Origin of the sequence: Gimesia chilikensis (assembly GCF_007744075.1) — a bacterium.
Classification (GTDB): Bacteria; Planctomycetota; Planctomycetia; order Planctomycetales; family Planctomycetaceae; genus Gimesia; species Gimesia chilikensis_A.
Window position 1 is genome coordinate 5,609,129 of the sequence record NZ_CP036266.1, and the last position, 13,414, is coordinate 5,622,542.

Below are 13,414 nucleotides of genomic sequence, written 5' to 3' on the forward strand. Positions count from 1 at the left end.
TTCTTAGTTCTTTGGGCTGATGCGATTGAAGCAATGCTGTTCCGCTAGATCACTGACATCCTCTGAATCAACATTGGATAGCAGGGCAACATGTGGGACAAGATATACTTTTCCATCTAAATCCATAACAGACATCTTGTCATAAATGGTTTCCGAAATCGGATCACCAATGCATTCGTTAAATTTGACTACCCCCGCATTTAAAGTAGCCACGCGACTTATCGAAGTCTGATGATTGGGAAAGTGAATTGAAAAGATCACTTTGTATTTATCTGTTTTTCCGGACTTGGAAGGTATAATTTTCAGTGTGACAGGTGATGTTCCTCTTTTCCAGATGCCAGATAAAGATTGGCCTGAAATGTGACCTGAATTAGCCAATAGAGCTTTGTCAGAATGGGGAGCGGTAAGATGCTGCTTCGATATCCAACTTTCCAGGTCTTCACTGGTTAAACGAAAATAATTGGATGGGAAAAAATAGCTAACCAAAACCAAAAAGCAAAAAAATAAGAGACATAACAAATGCACCATATTTTTTGGCACCAACACTCTCTTTAACATATTCAAGGCAGAGTGTTTTTCATAGATTCTACTCACATAAAAACCCAAGTAAGAGATTCAGAGTTGTATATATGATTAATGAATTAGATATAGTCCAAGGAATTTACTCAATTTTAGAAGAAATCGGTGATTCATTGCCATCAGAGAATGTTATCGATACCAAAGAGCTTCTAGAACATAATGATTGGGGAGAAGCCTTGGACCTGCTATGTACTCAGTTGTATGAATATGATGTTGAAATCAGTTCGTCTACCTATGAAAAAATAGAATGGCTTGGAGAAAAGATGGAAATGGAGCCAAAGGTATGGACGATTTTAAAAGATCTTGTGAATGAAGAATAGAGGTGGCTCTCTCTTCCAGAATGTGTATCTAGTTTATCTGATTGAAAAACAATAATGGACCAGGTCTCTTATGAAGATTTTAAGGGATCAGACCCCGTTTCCGTCCTCAATTGATTGAATAGGCTTTACCAGTAATGACAAATCCATCGTCACTACAGGTGAGGCTCTCCAGACTGTTTATTGCGAATTTACACTCGGTGGTATTTGAGCTTCCGAGCAGTCCATGCAACAGCTCAAAGAACAGATAGTCTTTGATGACATTACACAGGTCACGCCTGCTCGAACTGAGCAGTGCATCGAATGTGGGATAGCCATTTTGCACCAGTTCAGGGATCGCCTCCGATTCATCTGTTTCGTTGTCGTCTTGTTGGTTTTCAACTACAAATTCATTGAATAAATTTCGAATTACACACTGAAATTCAGCACAGGAAAGTCTCAGTTGATAAGGGATAGTGGTGTCACTCATATTTTGACCAAAGCCGAGCTCCCGGTATGTGACAGTCTCATGCCCAATACTCTTACCACCAATAGTAATCTTCACAACTAATCTCCCAGTCTCCAAAAAACAATAATGGACCAGGTCTCTTATTGTTGCCTGGATCTCACTTCAAGTTGTACTCACCGCGTTACAGCCATTGAATTTGGCGAATACTGACAACTTTGATTCCATTTTTTTCTGTACTAAAATCTCATCCACTTTTTTTTCGTAGAGGGAAGATTTCAAGGGGCCAGCCCCCGTTTCCATCCTTTTTTTCACCGTCGAACCACCACGGTCCGCGCGAGTTGATCGCCAAAACGCTGTTTATCTCGCGTTAAGAAAATGGCGAGTGCGGCGGGGATGCAGCCCAAAAGAAGCGGATTGACTTCCAGGATTCGCATCAGCGTACGGATGATAGTTTGACGAAACGAGCAAGGCCCCCCGTCAAAGTTTCGGATCGTGAGTCCGGTCAGATATTTGACCGGGGAAGTATAGAACAGGCCTTCCGAGACCAGGTAATACGCCAGATAGGTCGCCACCATCACAGCCACCTGGATAGCAGGCTGCGAATCGGGTAATTGATTCGCGACCACCAGAGCCAGAATTATTGCCAGCAGGTTATCAAAACAACCGGCGATATATCGGCGCCCCATAATTCCCTGCGGTGAATCTTTCGGAAACGGCGACGCGGGAATCTGCGAGCCGGATTGGTCAACGCAAGGATCGGTTACGTGCATCAAGGCAGCCTGTTTGGAAAGAAAGAGTCAGTCGATAACAGCAGCATGCTCAGAGTATTCGCACACAGACATTTGTATAGACATCGTACACCAGACGCGGCTCCCCTTTCAAGCAATCAACATCAGGAAATAAAAAGGGGGGAGGTCAATCCTAAAAGAGACCTGCAGAAACCCAGCTCTAATCCAGCAGGATCCCAAACCACATCCGAATAGACAGGCAAGCAAAACCAGCCGCCGTCAGATCAGTTCCCGAATCGGTGCCTGGCGTTCCAGCAGATACTGCGGACGGCCGTTATTGTCCGGGATGGTGGTCGTGGCAGGATCAATGCCCAGGTTGTGATACAGCGTCGCGAAGACCTCCTGCATATGCACGGGGCGGTCGACCGCTGCTTCGGCCCATTTATCCGTCGAGCCGATCACCTGCCCGGCTGGCATTCCACCACCCGCCAGCAGACCCGCATGCACGCGCGACCAATGATCGCGGCCGGCTTTGTCATTGATCTTGGGAGTCCGTCCAAACTCACCCCACACGATGACCGTCACGTCCTGATCCAGGCCGCGTTCATGCAGATCTTCGACCAGTGCCGCCACGCCCTGATCCAGTAACGGAATCACTTTGCGGCCTCTGCCGAAGTTATCGCTATGGTAATCGAAATCAGCGAAACTGCAGGTCACCATCCGGGCCCCTGCTTCCACCGCCCGTCGCGCCTGCAGGAACCGGGACATCAGCGCCTGGTAGCCCATCTTGGGATCGAAGCCGAGCACTTTCGGATCGTCGATCCCATACCGGGCCCGGACCTTTGGATCGACTTTCTCCAGGTCCAGCGCTTCCACCAGCCGGGACGACGTCAACACGCCCAATGCCTGTTCGGTAAAGTTGTCGCTGGACTCGGCGGCCAGCTTCTGATCGACCTTCCGCCGATACGTATCGAGTTCTTCCAGCAGCCTGGTCCGCTCGTGCAGACGGACCGTGGAAATCGAATTCAGCGTCATGTTGCTCATCACCTCGCCATCAGGGCGAAACGGTGAGTGCGCCATTCCCAGGAAGCCCGGCCCCTTAATGTTATAAGGATCGTGCGCCATCTTCTGCGACAGATCAATATAAGGGGGCACGGAAGGGTCAACGGCCCCCTGCAGTTTGGAGAGTGCCGACCCCATGGACGGCCAGCCCCCCTGCGGTTTGGGATCCCGGAACTGATGCCCGGTGCAGCATTGAAAGGAATCGTGCCGGCCTTCGGAACCCACCAGCGATCGGATGATCGAGAACTTGTCCATCATCCCCGCGACGCGAGGCATCAACTCGCTGATTTCAATGCCGGGCACATTGGTCGCAATCGGTTGAAACTCACCGCGAATCTCGGCGGGCGCATCGGGCTTCAGGTCGAACATGTCTTGGTGAGGTGGCCCCCCATTCAGGAAGATCATGATCACCGCTTTGTGAGACTGACGCTGCGGATTCTGCTGCTCGGCTCGCAGCAATTGAGGCAGCGATAAGCCCCCCATCGCCAGCCCGCCGATCTGAAGAAAAGAGCGGCGGGAGATTTGATCACAGAATTTCGTGGCACGGCCTTCTATTTTCAGCATGCGACCTGTTCCGGAAAACCAGGAATAAGGAAACCCACACTCCGTTGAGTCTCCCGATGATACACAGACCATGCATAAAATGATACCGATATCTACCGTTCGAGGTGAACCGGAATTTCCTGAGCTTCCTTCGCGTCACGCGCTTCCAGAAACGGTTACTCCTGTAGCTCAATATCTCCGGGCTTCCAGGATTTATCGAACCAGGGCTTCAATGGACCATACAGACGGAGAATCATGAACCAGCTCTTGCCGGGGATCGTCTGCACCCAGTTACTCTGCTTCCCCTTCGGCGGACTGGGGCCGAAGTAGACGTCGACCGAACCATCCGCGTTGGCCTGCAGCCCCTTGTTCTGACTGCTCACACTGGGATGCGGATCGTCGGTCTGTAACATCGACCGCGTCTGCGTGTCATACACAATCACCGACCAGAACGTCGCGACCGGGATATCCGGTGGCAGGTGCAGTTTGTAGTTCTTGCCGCCGTCAAAGGGATTGCCTTGGGAATCCAGGGCCGTCCAGGGGTATGTCGACCCTTTGCCCACAATCTGCGTGTCCATCGCCGGCGTTACACCCGTAGCGAGGAAAAAGAAAAATGCAGACGCATCGAGATTCGAGACTCCCGGCTGCCACTGGAACTTGTAACCGCCCAGAAACGCATACCGCCACTGCCGGTCGTCGAAGATCCGCCCCCCTTTCTGACGTAGCCGATAGGCAAGCGCACGGGCAGTCGCATCCCCCACGACAGCTGCTTCCTTGAGAATCTTCTTCATGCGGGCATCAGGTTTAAATGGCTTCCCTTTCTGAATGCCGATCGACGCCCAGAAGCCCAGTGTCGTCGCATCAACCGTTTCGGTCGGTTCAGTCTGCACGACCGAGTTCAACAGTTCCCAGAATTGATAACCGGCGGGACCAACCATATTAAACGGTTTGCCCGACATGTTGATAAACTTCGGACTTGCCGGATTGTCGGCCTCGGACAGTGGATAGATTTTCGTATGCTGCTTGACCAGTTCCACGCCGGGCGTCGGATTACCGTCAACCACGAAGCTTCGCCAGGCAACCCAGACACTCAGAGAACCGGGCCGCACCACAAAGTAACCTTCCGGAATGTCGTCTTGATAACCGGGTGGTAAAAGCAGATATTTGCCCCCTTTGCCTTTATCTGGTCCGGTTATGCCGATGTCGCCATTCCAGTGGTACCACATATCGTCGACCAGCCCAAGCACTTTGGGCGGTGCCTCGACCACAACGGGGCCCTCGCGCAGATCCAGCCAGAACCAGGTATAAGGGGTGTTATCATTGGCCGTCAGTTCAATCGTGGTGGAGTCGACCAGGTTTTCCCAGATGGGCACGGTTTTGTTGGCCGGTCCCATGGTGAGAATATTGTTACGGTTACTCGCCTGATTTACTACCGGCAGCGCGAGCAGGTAAGCCTGAACCGCGCGTTGAAAATCCAGGTTGTCATACAGCTTCTGAGTACTCGCTTTGTCCGGCACACCATCAATGAAATTGAGCGTTCCCAGACGCGTCTCCACCTGATCCGGAACAGCGATCCCCGGCGGGATGGGAGTCGTCATTTTAAACTTCTCGCTCGTCTGTGCCTGGACTGTGTTGGTGACAAAGAGCCCTGCCATCATCACACACGCAGATACCCACTGCCTGGTTGCTTGATGTTGTGTTTGCATGGTTTGAATTCTCCGGCGATGCGAAATAGAAATAAAGTCTGTCTTCAGATTTCCTTCTATTCCCGGCCCGCCTCCATTTTCTTCAACCCCGCTTCGAGCTCTTTGATTTCTTCCGGCGACAATTGCGGCCGATCGATTGTAATCGTCAACTTATTAAACTCTGCTGTCAGTGGGAACGGCGGGGTATAGTCCGAATCGTTCACGCCGGTAATCGTATCGGAGCCGATGTCGAAACTTTCGTCCCACTGCAGAATGATGGGAATCGTTTTCTCCATCTTTTGCGTGGACACCACTCTGCCGTCCACCTTGAGTGTACCGGTTCCGCTTTTCCCAATCCCGGAGAAGTTGTTATAGGCCATCGTCCCCAGTCCGATGCCGTCATACTTGAAGTCAAACTCCAGAATGTGTCGGCCGGGAGAGAGTGCCTCAGGAGCCTCCCATTTCAGCCGTTCCAGATCCAGCAGGTTCCACAGAAAGACCGGTTTGCCTTCGAGCAGATAGAACCCCCAGCCAGCAAAGCGTCCGCCGGAAGTGACGATCATCCCCTCGGCGCCCCCTTCCGGTACGGTGATGTCCGCCTTGACCGTATACGATGTATCCAGCAGATAAGGCGCATCCCCCTGCGGCAGCCCTGTCATGGGACGCGTATAGACCAGTTCCTTTCGCCCCGCGGTCAGGCTGGGTCGCTGGGCCGCAACACGGGCACCGACTGATGCATTCAACGGTAGAACCTGGTATTTTTTCGCTTCTTCCAGGAACATCGCCCGCATGTTTTTGACCTTCTCGGGATGTTCAGCGGCGATGTCGCTGGTCTGGTTCCAGTCGGTATTCAGGTTGTAGAGCTGAAAGGTCTGGTTATTCAGCGGGTCCGGGTTCGCTGCCGAGAACGCCTGCCAGGGCGCGCGGTTCACTTTCGTACTCATGAACCAGCCATCATGATACATCGCCCACTGGCCCATCATTTCGAAGTACTGGGTTTTGTGCTGAGACGGTGCCTCGGCGTTTGCTTTGTCGAAGGTGTAAGCGAAGCTTGTTCCCTCAATCGGTCTCTGCTTAATGCCGTCCACATATTCCGGTGCAGCAATGCCAGTCACTTCCAGCAGCGTTGGCACATAGTCGATCACATGCACGAACTGCTCCCGCAGCCCTCCCTGGTCTTTAATCCGTTTCGGCCAGGAGATCACCATATTCTGATTGATTCCACCGAGCCGCGACGCATTCTGTTTGAACCAGTCGAACGGCGTGTCAAAGGCCCAGGACCAGCCGGCTGACATATGGTTGTAGGCAAATTCGGTTCCCCAGGCATCATAGAACTTCATCTGCACATCCACCGGTGGTGCCACCCCGTTAAAGAAAGCCACCTCGCTGAAGGTTCCCTCCGGCCCCCCTTCGGCACTGGTGCCATTATCGCCGTTCTGGTAGATGACAATTGTGTTTTCAAGTTTGCCCAGGTCTTCAAACGCCTGGATCACGCGGCCCATTTCATAGTCGTTATATGCCACGTAGGCTGCAAATACTTCGACCTGACGGATAAAGAGCTTCTGGGCTTCCGGTGATAACTCATCCCAGGGCTTCAGCATCTCTTTCGGCCACGGAGTGAGCTCCAGATCCGGTGGAATGACCCCGAGTCGTTTTTGATTCGCGAAGATCCGCTCACGCAACTTTTCGTAGCCGTCGTCAAACAGATGCATCTCATGAATCTTGTCCACCCATTCCTTCTTCGGATGGTGCGGCGCGTGTGAGGCCCCCGGCACATAGTGCATAAAGATCGGCTGACTCGGGTCGCTCTGGTGAATTCGCGTCATCCAGTCGATCGCATCGTCGGCCATCGCGGTGATCAGATTCCACTTGCTCTCTTTGCCGGTGACGGGCCAGACCTCTGCTTTGGGATCGGAACGATCCATCTTCAACGTCCCTTCGTGCCCCGTCCACGGATAAATCTGCGTCGTATTCCGAAACAGGTTCGGCCCCCACTGGTTAGCATCGCCTCCTACAAATCCATAGAAGTAGTCGAAGCCCATTCCTGTCGGCCACTGGGTGAAGGGACCCACCTGGCTCGCTTCGTAAGTCGGCGTGTTGTGATCTTTGCCAAACCAGGAGGTTGCATAGCCGTTATCTCGCAGGATCCGACCAATGGTGGCGTTGTTCTCCCCAATAACACTGTTATAGCCAGGGAACCCTGTGGCCTGTTCTGCAATCACACCAAACCCAACGGAATGATGATTCCGTCCGGTAATCAACGCTGCCCGGGTCGGCGAACATAACGAAGTCGAAAACACACGGTTATAACGCAGGCCCGCTTTCGCAATCCGATCCATCGTCGGCGTTGGAATCACGCCACCGAACGTGCTGGGCACACCGAAGCCCGCGTCGTCCGTCATGATCAGCAGAATATTCGGCGCTTCCTTTGGCGGCACAATCCGCGGCGCCCACCACTCTTTCGACTGCAAGGCGTTGTCTTTGATCACACCCTCGAATTTCGGCGCTGGTGCAGGCAGCTGTTTACCGTCAATGGTCGTCGTCGCACTGGGGGAACCAATTACCCCCGTTGTCTGGGGCGTAAAAGACTTGGACGATTGCGGAACGGGCGCCTGTGTCGTGACAGTTTCTGACTGATCTGCATCCTGGGCAGAGGCGGAACGAGACATTTCCCCGGAACAGCCGGCAGATACCCCGAACATCCCCAGGGACAGACAAAGTAACAGAATGCGCGAATTAAACTCTCTATGCAGTCTTCTCATCTTGCAGTTCCCCGGGCCCGAATTCCACTGTGCTAAGGTTTCAGGAAACGCTTTTGCAATGAGACGAATTCAATAATTCAAACACGGCATACATGTTTCCCCATATCTCTGATCCAGCTGCCGTCACTTACCAGGCAGCATGAACACTTGGATCGATGCCCATTGTACCCTCGAATAAATAAAAGACAATTACATCCTGATATATTTAAAGCAGAATTAATACAGAGAGCAGAAGACGCAAGGATGAAGAATCGAGACCCTCAAGGATCCTGACAGCGCAGCAGGATAGAGACACAAGAGAGAAAACCATGGTCGCCTGCAGCTGATTAAAACCGCAGATTCGCCCGCAGGCCAGGCATAACGGACGTGTCATCATTGGCGTTGGCGTCTTCCAGAACCTGCAGATCAGCAGTCACATGGAACCAGGGAGTCCACGCCATGTTATAGTAAAGTTCAACTCCCTGCGTATTACGGATTGGCACAACTCCGTTAAGCAGTGATTTGAAATCGCTGCTCAGTTCATTGTAAAAATACCCGATCCCCAGCGAGTCCTGTTCGCGGCAGGCAAACAGGCCATTGGCCTGTAGTGCGATGTTGCCGCTCCAGCGATACGGGTTCGGATCTCCGTCAGCAATCATCCACTGACTCATCAGTCGCACGTCGCGTTTGTCATTGCAGCAATCTGCCCAGACCACCTGGTCCAGAATATAACTGATCGTCCACGATCCCGTCTGCTGACCGGCGGCAACTACCCCCTGCCCCGGAATCACGGTCCAACTGGTCGGATCGACAGAAGTGTAAGTCCGACTGCTCCAGTTTCCCAGTAGCGCATGTGAGCCAGGGAGGCCGCGCCATTCCGTGAAGATACGTCCGTAACCCAGTACAACGGCACCCTGGTCAAACAGGTCATCCAGACCGGCTGTCGTCGATGAGTTGGTCGTGTCGTAGACCATCAACGCACTCTGAATCTGCCCTTCGTGCAGTCCCATCGCTCCTGCACCGTTAATTGATAGGTTCGTGGTGCGAATAATGGGGGTGGGTGCAATCATGGAGAGGTTCATGAATCCGTTGATACCTCGACCCGTATTCGGATAGATCATATTCCACAAATCAAGCAGATTATATTTTCCCGCGGTTAAAGCAAAGTTCTCACTCAAAGCTTGCATAAACATCAAGCCGGTGATCGCCGTTTCGTGCTGTCCGGGTAACGGATAGAACATATTACTGTTCGGAAAACCCAATGCACCAGCTGCTCCATTGATATCACTGCCGAACCGGCTTTCTGCATGCAGGATTGCTGAAAAGCCTTTATTGAGCCCTAACTGTTCTCCCTGGAACGTAAACATGTAGTCGGCTTTACCGCCATACAGGAAGGTCCGACGACGACCACCACTCGCAACCCCCTGGTAGAACTGCGTCAACTGAATATCCGCCAGCACCCCATGCTCTGCCAGCCCGGAGCGCGCACCAAACAGATCCCCCGTCAGATACTGTCGCGAAAACAGAGACTCGGAACATTCATATCCACAATCAGTGGCCCCTACACATTCGTCGCCCAGGCAACCGCCGTCTGTCGATTCGCAGCAAGCCTCCTGCCCCGCAAGATGACTGATCGGCGTCAGCGCAGAATCATTCAGCAGATCATTGCCCTCCAATGCTGCTTCTGATATCAACAGCGGCGCAGGCTCGTCCGCGCGAACAGAAACACATGCCAGACTGATCGACAGCAGAACCACACTGATTACACCGGACTTCATAATTCGCTTCTTCTGAAATGGGCCAGCATGAAAATCGTTTCGCTGAGAAACAGCAGAGAGCCTTGCCCCTCTGTTGTACGAAACCGATAACTTCACTTAAATCGACAGAATCAGACCTGAAACATTGTGCATGGACCTGATTTCACACCGCATTCACAGTCCGCCGTCTGGTTATATCGGTTGTAACGGTTATCATCTTGCTGGCGGCAAACCGAAATGTACAGATATAGACACAACAGATAATATTACTACCGTTCCGAATCTGGTTGTGCTTTGAATCTGCTTATGTCATCTTGACCGAAACACAAGACTCTAATTCACAATCCATCGGGTTACCTGAAACAGTCCCGCCGTCCTGATCGCGAAACTGAAAACTGTACTGTTGGAACACTGGGAAAATATCCATGAAAATACGCGTGTTTGGCATCAGCGATAATTCCACACTGCTTCCGTTACCCGAAACCACTCTTTCCGCCTCCTGGGTAGAAGATGACGTGCATCGCTGGATCGATATCGAGGCCGCGACTCCCCAGGAACTGAATCAACTGCTCACTCCGTTTCATTTGCGACCGGAAGTGCTGGCAGCCTGTCTCACACCGGAACGTAGCGAACGTTTCATGTCGCAAAAAACAGCCCTCTACATGGAAGTCCCCACGCACCTGGGCTGGGACCAGAAGGAAAAACCTTACGTTTCTTTTCTCTGCCTGCAGTCGACAGTCATCACAATCCATCGAGATAAACTGCATACAATTGAGGACGTCATTCGGGACCTGGATGGCGATGTCCCCCTCTACTCCAATAACTCTTCGGCCCTGCTCTACTATCTGCTGGTCGAAATCGGGAAACAGACTGTGAACGCGGCCCTGCGGGTCCGCGCAGAATCAGAACAGCTGGATCAGGCCTGCCATGAAAATCCGGATGCCCTCGATCCCCAAAAAATTGCCGTGCTCCGTCGAAAGATCAGTCATTACGCTGCAGTCCATGATGACCACGCTTATTGTGCAGGCGTCCTGCAAACCGTCGAATCGGCTGCCTTTCGCTTCAGTGAGCAGTCCCGGTTCTTCGGCGATACGTTGCAGCTGTCGGGACTTGCCGGACAGATCATCGCCGGCACTGCCGACCGGGTGAACAGCCTGCAGCGGGATTATGATGCCCTCGTGCAGAGTCGCGTCGAAAGCCGTCTGCAGTTTCTGACGATCCTTTCTGCAGTTTTTCTCCCCCTGACATTAATCTCCGGACTCTACGGCATGAATTTCAACGATCTGCCCGGGATGGGAATCAAATCCGGATACCTGATCGTCATCGGAATCATGCTGGCAACGGCTTTCATCACAGCCGGTTACTTCTATCTCCGTGGCTGGTTTGACAAAAGCTGATCACATCACTTCCCCCCCGCCCCTTACACGCAAGATGCTGCACGCACCCTGCAAGTCTTTGCACTCCCCTGCTGCAAAATCTGGTTCACTCCTCTCCCTTGCGAAAAATTATTTCAGATAACTGGATCTGTATCTCAGGCAGAAAACCGGCCAAAACCCTCTCTCTACGTGCCATCCCCGATTATTTTTCCTCTGCGGCACACTGCTTGCATCTCCCCCAGTCATACTCGCCACGTTGGTCAGTCAACGTGCAAAAAATGCGCCCCCAAGCGGCACTGACGCCGACGTAACCCGCCCCCCAAGGAACACAACCATGTTAGAGGCCTTTCTGGACAATTTCCTGCATAACCTCTTTAAACCGCTGCTGCTTTTCTTTTACATGGGCTTTCTGATTCCTATCCTCAAAGTTCCCTTTGAGTTTCCCAAAGCCGTCTATCAGGGTCTGACCCTCTACCTGTTAATCGCCATTGGCTGGCACGGCGGCGAAGAACTGGCGTCCCTCTCGATCTCCGAATTCGGGCAAGCACTCGGATTCATGGTCATCGGCTTTTTCGCGAACCTCTGTATCGGGATCTTCGCCTATATCCTCCTGCAAAAAACCACCAAGCTGCGTCAGATCGACGCCGCCACCGTGGCCGGTTTCTACGGATCCGACTCCGCCGGTACCTTCGTAACCTGCCTGGGTGTCATCACTGCAGCTCAAATCGCTTATGCGGCTTACATGCCTGTGATGCTGGCAGTCATGGAAATTCCCGGTTGTCTGGTCGCCCTCTATCTCGTCTCGCGTCTGAGACAGAAAGGGATGGACGCACACGGAAACATGCCTCACGAAGCAGACTATCAGCCTCCGCATTCCGCTCCGGTGCTGGAAAGCACCGGCGGAGGAGAAGTCTCTGTCAGTAGCGAAGGTGAATCGGTCAGCCACCAGTCAACAGGAACAACTCACACTCATACCGCCGTCGCCGCGAAAACGGCAGCCCGTCGCGAACTGGCTGCCCAATTGGATGTGGAAGTCGAAGAAAAGAAAAAACCGATTTTCAGCAAGGAACTTCTGCACGAAGTCTTCCTGAACCCGGGACTCTACCTCCTGTTCGGCGGGATTATCATCGGCTTTCTCGGACGCCTGCAGGGCAAAGCAGTCACCAGCCTGGATGACACCCTGTTTGTGAATATCTTCCACGGAATGCTCTGTCTGTTCCTGCTGGAAATGGGCATCACAGCCTGTCGTCGTCTGAAAGACCTCAAAACAGCCGGCTGGCGGTTCATCATGTTCGCACTGCTCTGCCCCAACCTGTTTGCTTTGTTCGGTATTCTCGTGGCGCACGGTTACAGCATGGCCCTGGGACAGCCCTTTGACCTGGGAACCTACGCTCTGTTCTCAGTCCTCTGTGCCGCAGCCTCTTACATCGCCGTACCCGCGGTCCAGAGACTGGCCATCCCCGAAGCCAGCCCGACACTGCCCCTGGCAGCTTCGCTCGGACTGACCTTCACTTACAACGTCACCATCGGGATCCCGGTTTACATGCTCATCGCCGAGCTGGTCATGAAAACCTTACCCGTAGCATAACCAACTTCACTCCACTGATGAAATCACCGTTGAAACCAGAGAAAGTATCGAGCTCAGTCTCACAGGAAACCACGACATGGCTAACACGACAGAATTAACCAAAGTCATCGTCATCACCGAAACCCACTTCGAACAGGATCTGTTAAACGCATTCCGCGAACTGGGAATCAAAGGCTTTACCTGCATGAACTGCTGGGGACAGGGTCACCACCAGGTCTATGACGAACCCTTTATCGGACACTCCCAGACCCGCATTGAAATCATCACCACCGAAGCGATCGCAGAATCGATCGTCGATTACTGTCGGCAGCCTCGCTTCGAATCCCATGCGATTTCCGCCTACCTGGAATCCGTGCGTGTCCGAGACCCTAATAAATTCATCGCCTGAAACGGGTCAATCAACCCTTTCGCGACGGCAGATTTCGTAGTTTGCCAGTCACCTTCATGTGCTTACTTTGGCGGGTAGCTAGCATGACAGGTGACTGGCGGCTACGAATTTTAAATATCTTACCCCCCACTCCAGCCGCAGATCACCCATCCTGGAGAACGGCACCCTTCCTCAAAACCCGTGCTGGACAGATACACCTTCA

At 52.5% G+C, this 13,414-nt stretch carries 11 protein-coding genes; 4 read left to right on the top strand and 7 right to left on the bottom strand.

Features of this window, described 5'->3' with window-relative positions; translation table 11 throughout:
• Nucleotides 1–3 precede the first annotated feature (3 nt).
• Nucleotides 4–540, bottom strand: coding sequence for a hypothetical protein (locus tag HG66A1_RS21095; RefSeq protein WP_145188599.1), 537 nt, complete (start codon nucleotides 538–540; stop codon nucleotides 4–6).
• Nucleotides 541–629: 89 nt separating this feature from the next.
• Between HG66A1_RS21095 and HG66A1_RS21100 the strand changes: the two genes are divergently transcribed.
• A complete protein-coding gene (locus HG66A1_RS21100) occupies nucleotides 630–899 on the top strand; it encodes a MafI family immunity protein (protein WP_145188603.1) in 270 nt (89 codons plus the stop codon).
• Between the two features lie 106 nt (nucleotides 900–1,005).
• Here HG66A1_RS21100 and HG66A1_RS21105 read toward each other — a convergent pair whose 3' ends face one another.
• The 6 genes from HG66A1_RS21105 to HG66A1_RS21130 all read right to left on the bottom strand — a co-directional run bounded on the left by HG66A1_RS21105 (nucleotide 1,006) and on the right by HG66A1_RS21130 (nucleotide 9,881).
• The gene (locus HG66A1_RS21105; RefSeq protein ID WP_145188606.1) at nucleotides 1,006–1,440 is read right to left on the bottom strand and encodes a hypothetical protein; all 435 of its coding nucleotides are present in this window, start codon (nucleotides 1,438–1,440) and stop codon (nucleotides 1,006–1,008) included.
• A gap of 212 nt (nucleotides 1,441–1,652) precedes the next feature.
• Nucleotides 1,653–2,030, bottom strand: coding sequence for an RDD family protein (locus HG66A1_RS21110; protein WP_197996734.1), 378 nt, complete (start codon nucleotides 2,028–2,030; stop codon nucleotides 1,653–1,655).
• 321 nt (nucleotides 2,031–2,351) lie between these two features.
• Nucleotides 2,352–3,698, bottom strand: coding sequence for a DUF1501 domain-containing protein (locus HG66A1_RS21115; RefSeq protein ID WP_145188612.1), 1,347 nt, complete (start codon nucleotides 3,696–3,698; stop codon nucleotides 2,352–2,354).
• Nucleotides 3,699–3,853: 155 nt separating this feature from the next.
• Nucleotides 3,854–5,383, bottom strand: a complete 1,530-nt coding sequence (locus HG66A1_RS21120; protein ID WP_197996735.1) for a DUF1254 domain-containing protein — start codon at nucleotides 5,381–5,383, stop codon at nucleotides 3,854–3,856.
• Between the two features lie 56 nt (nucleotides 5,384–5,439).
• A complete protein-coding gene (locus tag HG66A1_RS21125; RefSeq protein WP_232106632.1) occupies nucleotides 5,440–8,124 on the bottom strand; it encodes an arylsulfatase in 2,685 nt (894 codons plus the stop codon).
• A gap of 326 nt (nucleotides 8,125–8,450) precedes the next feature.
• Nucleotides 8,451–9,881, bottom strand: coding sequence for a carbohydrate porin (locus HG66A1_RS21130; protein WP_145188615.1), 1,431 nt, complete (start codon nucleotides 9,879–9,881; stop codon nucleotides 8,451–8,453).
• 404 nt (nucleotides 9,882–10,285) lie between these two features.
• Here HG66A1_RS21130 and HG66A1_RS21135 point away from each other — a divergent pair, with 404 nt between their 5' ends.
• From HG66A1_RS21135 to HG66A1_RS21145, 3 genes are all read left to right on the top strand, one after another.
• Nucleotides 10,286–11,257, top strand: a complete 972-nt coding sequence (locus HG66A1_RS21135) for a magnesium transporter CorA family protein (protein WP_145188618.1) — start codon at nucleotides 10,286–10,288, stop codon at nucleotides 11,255–11,257.
• Nucleotides 11,258–11,570: 313 nt separating this feature from the next.
• The gene (locus tag HG66A1_RS21140; protein WP_145188621.1) at nucleotides 11,571–12,824 is read left to right on the top strand and encodes a sodium-dependent bicarbonate transport family permease; all 1,254 of its coding nucleotides are present in this window, start codon (nucleotides 11,571–11,573) and stop codon (nucleotides 12,822–12,824) included.
• 76 nt (nucleotides 12,825–12,900) lie between these two features.
• Nucleotides 12,901–13,212 (top strand): P-II family nitrogen regulator, encoded by a 312-nt coding sequence (locus HG66A1_RS21145; RefSeq protein WP_145188624.1) that lies wholly within the window; start codon nucleotides 12,901–12,903, stop codon nucleotides 13,210–13,212.
• The last annotated feature ends 202 nt before the right edge of the window (nucleotides 13,213–13,414 follow it).

Excerpts from the sequence above, each read along its gene's own strand:
- HG66A1_RS21100 (WP_145188603.1), top strand. The coding sequence starts at position 630 with ATGATTAATGAATTAGATATAGTCCAAGGAATTTACTCAATTTTAGAA.
- HG66A1_RS21110 (WP_197996734.1), bottom strand. The coding sequence starts at position 2,030 with ATGGGGCGCCGATATATCGCCGGTTGTTTTGATAACCTGCTGGCAATA.
- HG66A1_RS21115 (WP_145188612.1), bottom strand. The coding sequence starts at position 3,698 with ATGCTGAAAATAGAAGGCCGTGCCACGAAATTCTGTGATCAAATCTCC.
- HG66A1_RS21120 (WP_197996735.1), bottom strand. The coding sequence starts at position 5,383 with ATGCAAACACAACATCAAGCAACCAGGCAGTGGGTATCTGCGTGTGTG.
- HG66A1_RS21125 (WP_232106632.1), bottom strand. The coding sequence starts at position 8,124 with ATGAGAAGACTGCATAGAGAGTTTAATTCGCGCATTCTGTTACTTTGT.
- HG66A1_RS21130 (WP_145188615.1), bottom strand. The coding sequence starts at position 9,881 with ATGAAGTCCGGTGTAATCAGTGTGGTTCTGCTGTCGATCAGTCTGGCA.
- HG66A1_RS21135 (WP_145188618.1), top strand. The coding sequence starts at position 10,286 with ATGAAAATACGCGTGTTTGGCATCAGCGATAATTCCACACTGCTTCCG.
- HG66A1_RS21140 (WP_145188621.1), top strand. The coding sequence starts at position 11,571 with ATGTTAGAGGCCTTTCTGGACAATTTCCTGCATAACCTCTTTAAACCG.
- HG66A1_RS21145 (WP_145188624.1), top strand. The coding sequence starts at position 12,901 with ATGGCTAACACGACAGAATTAACCAAAGTCATCGTCATCACCGAAACC.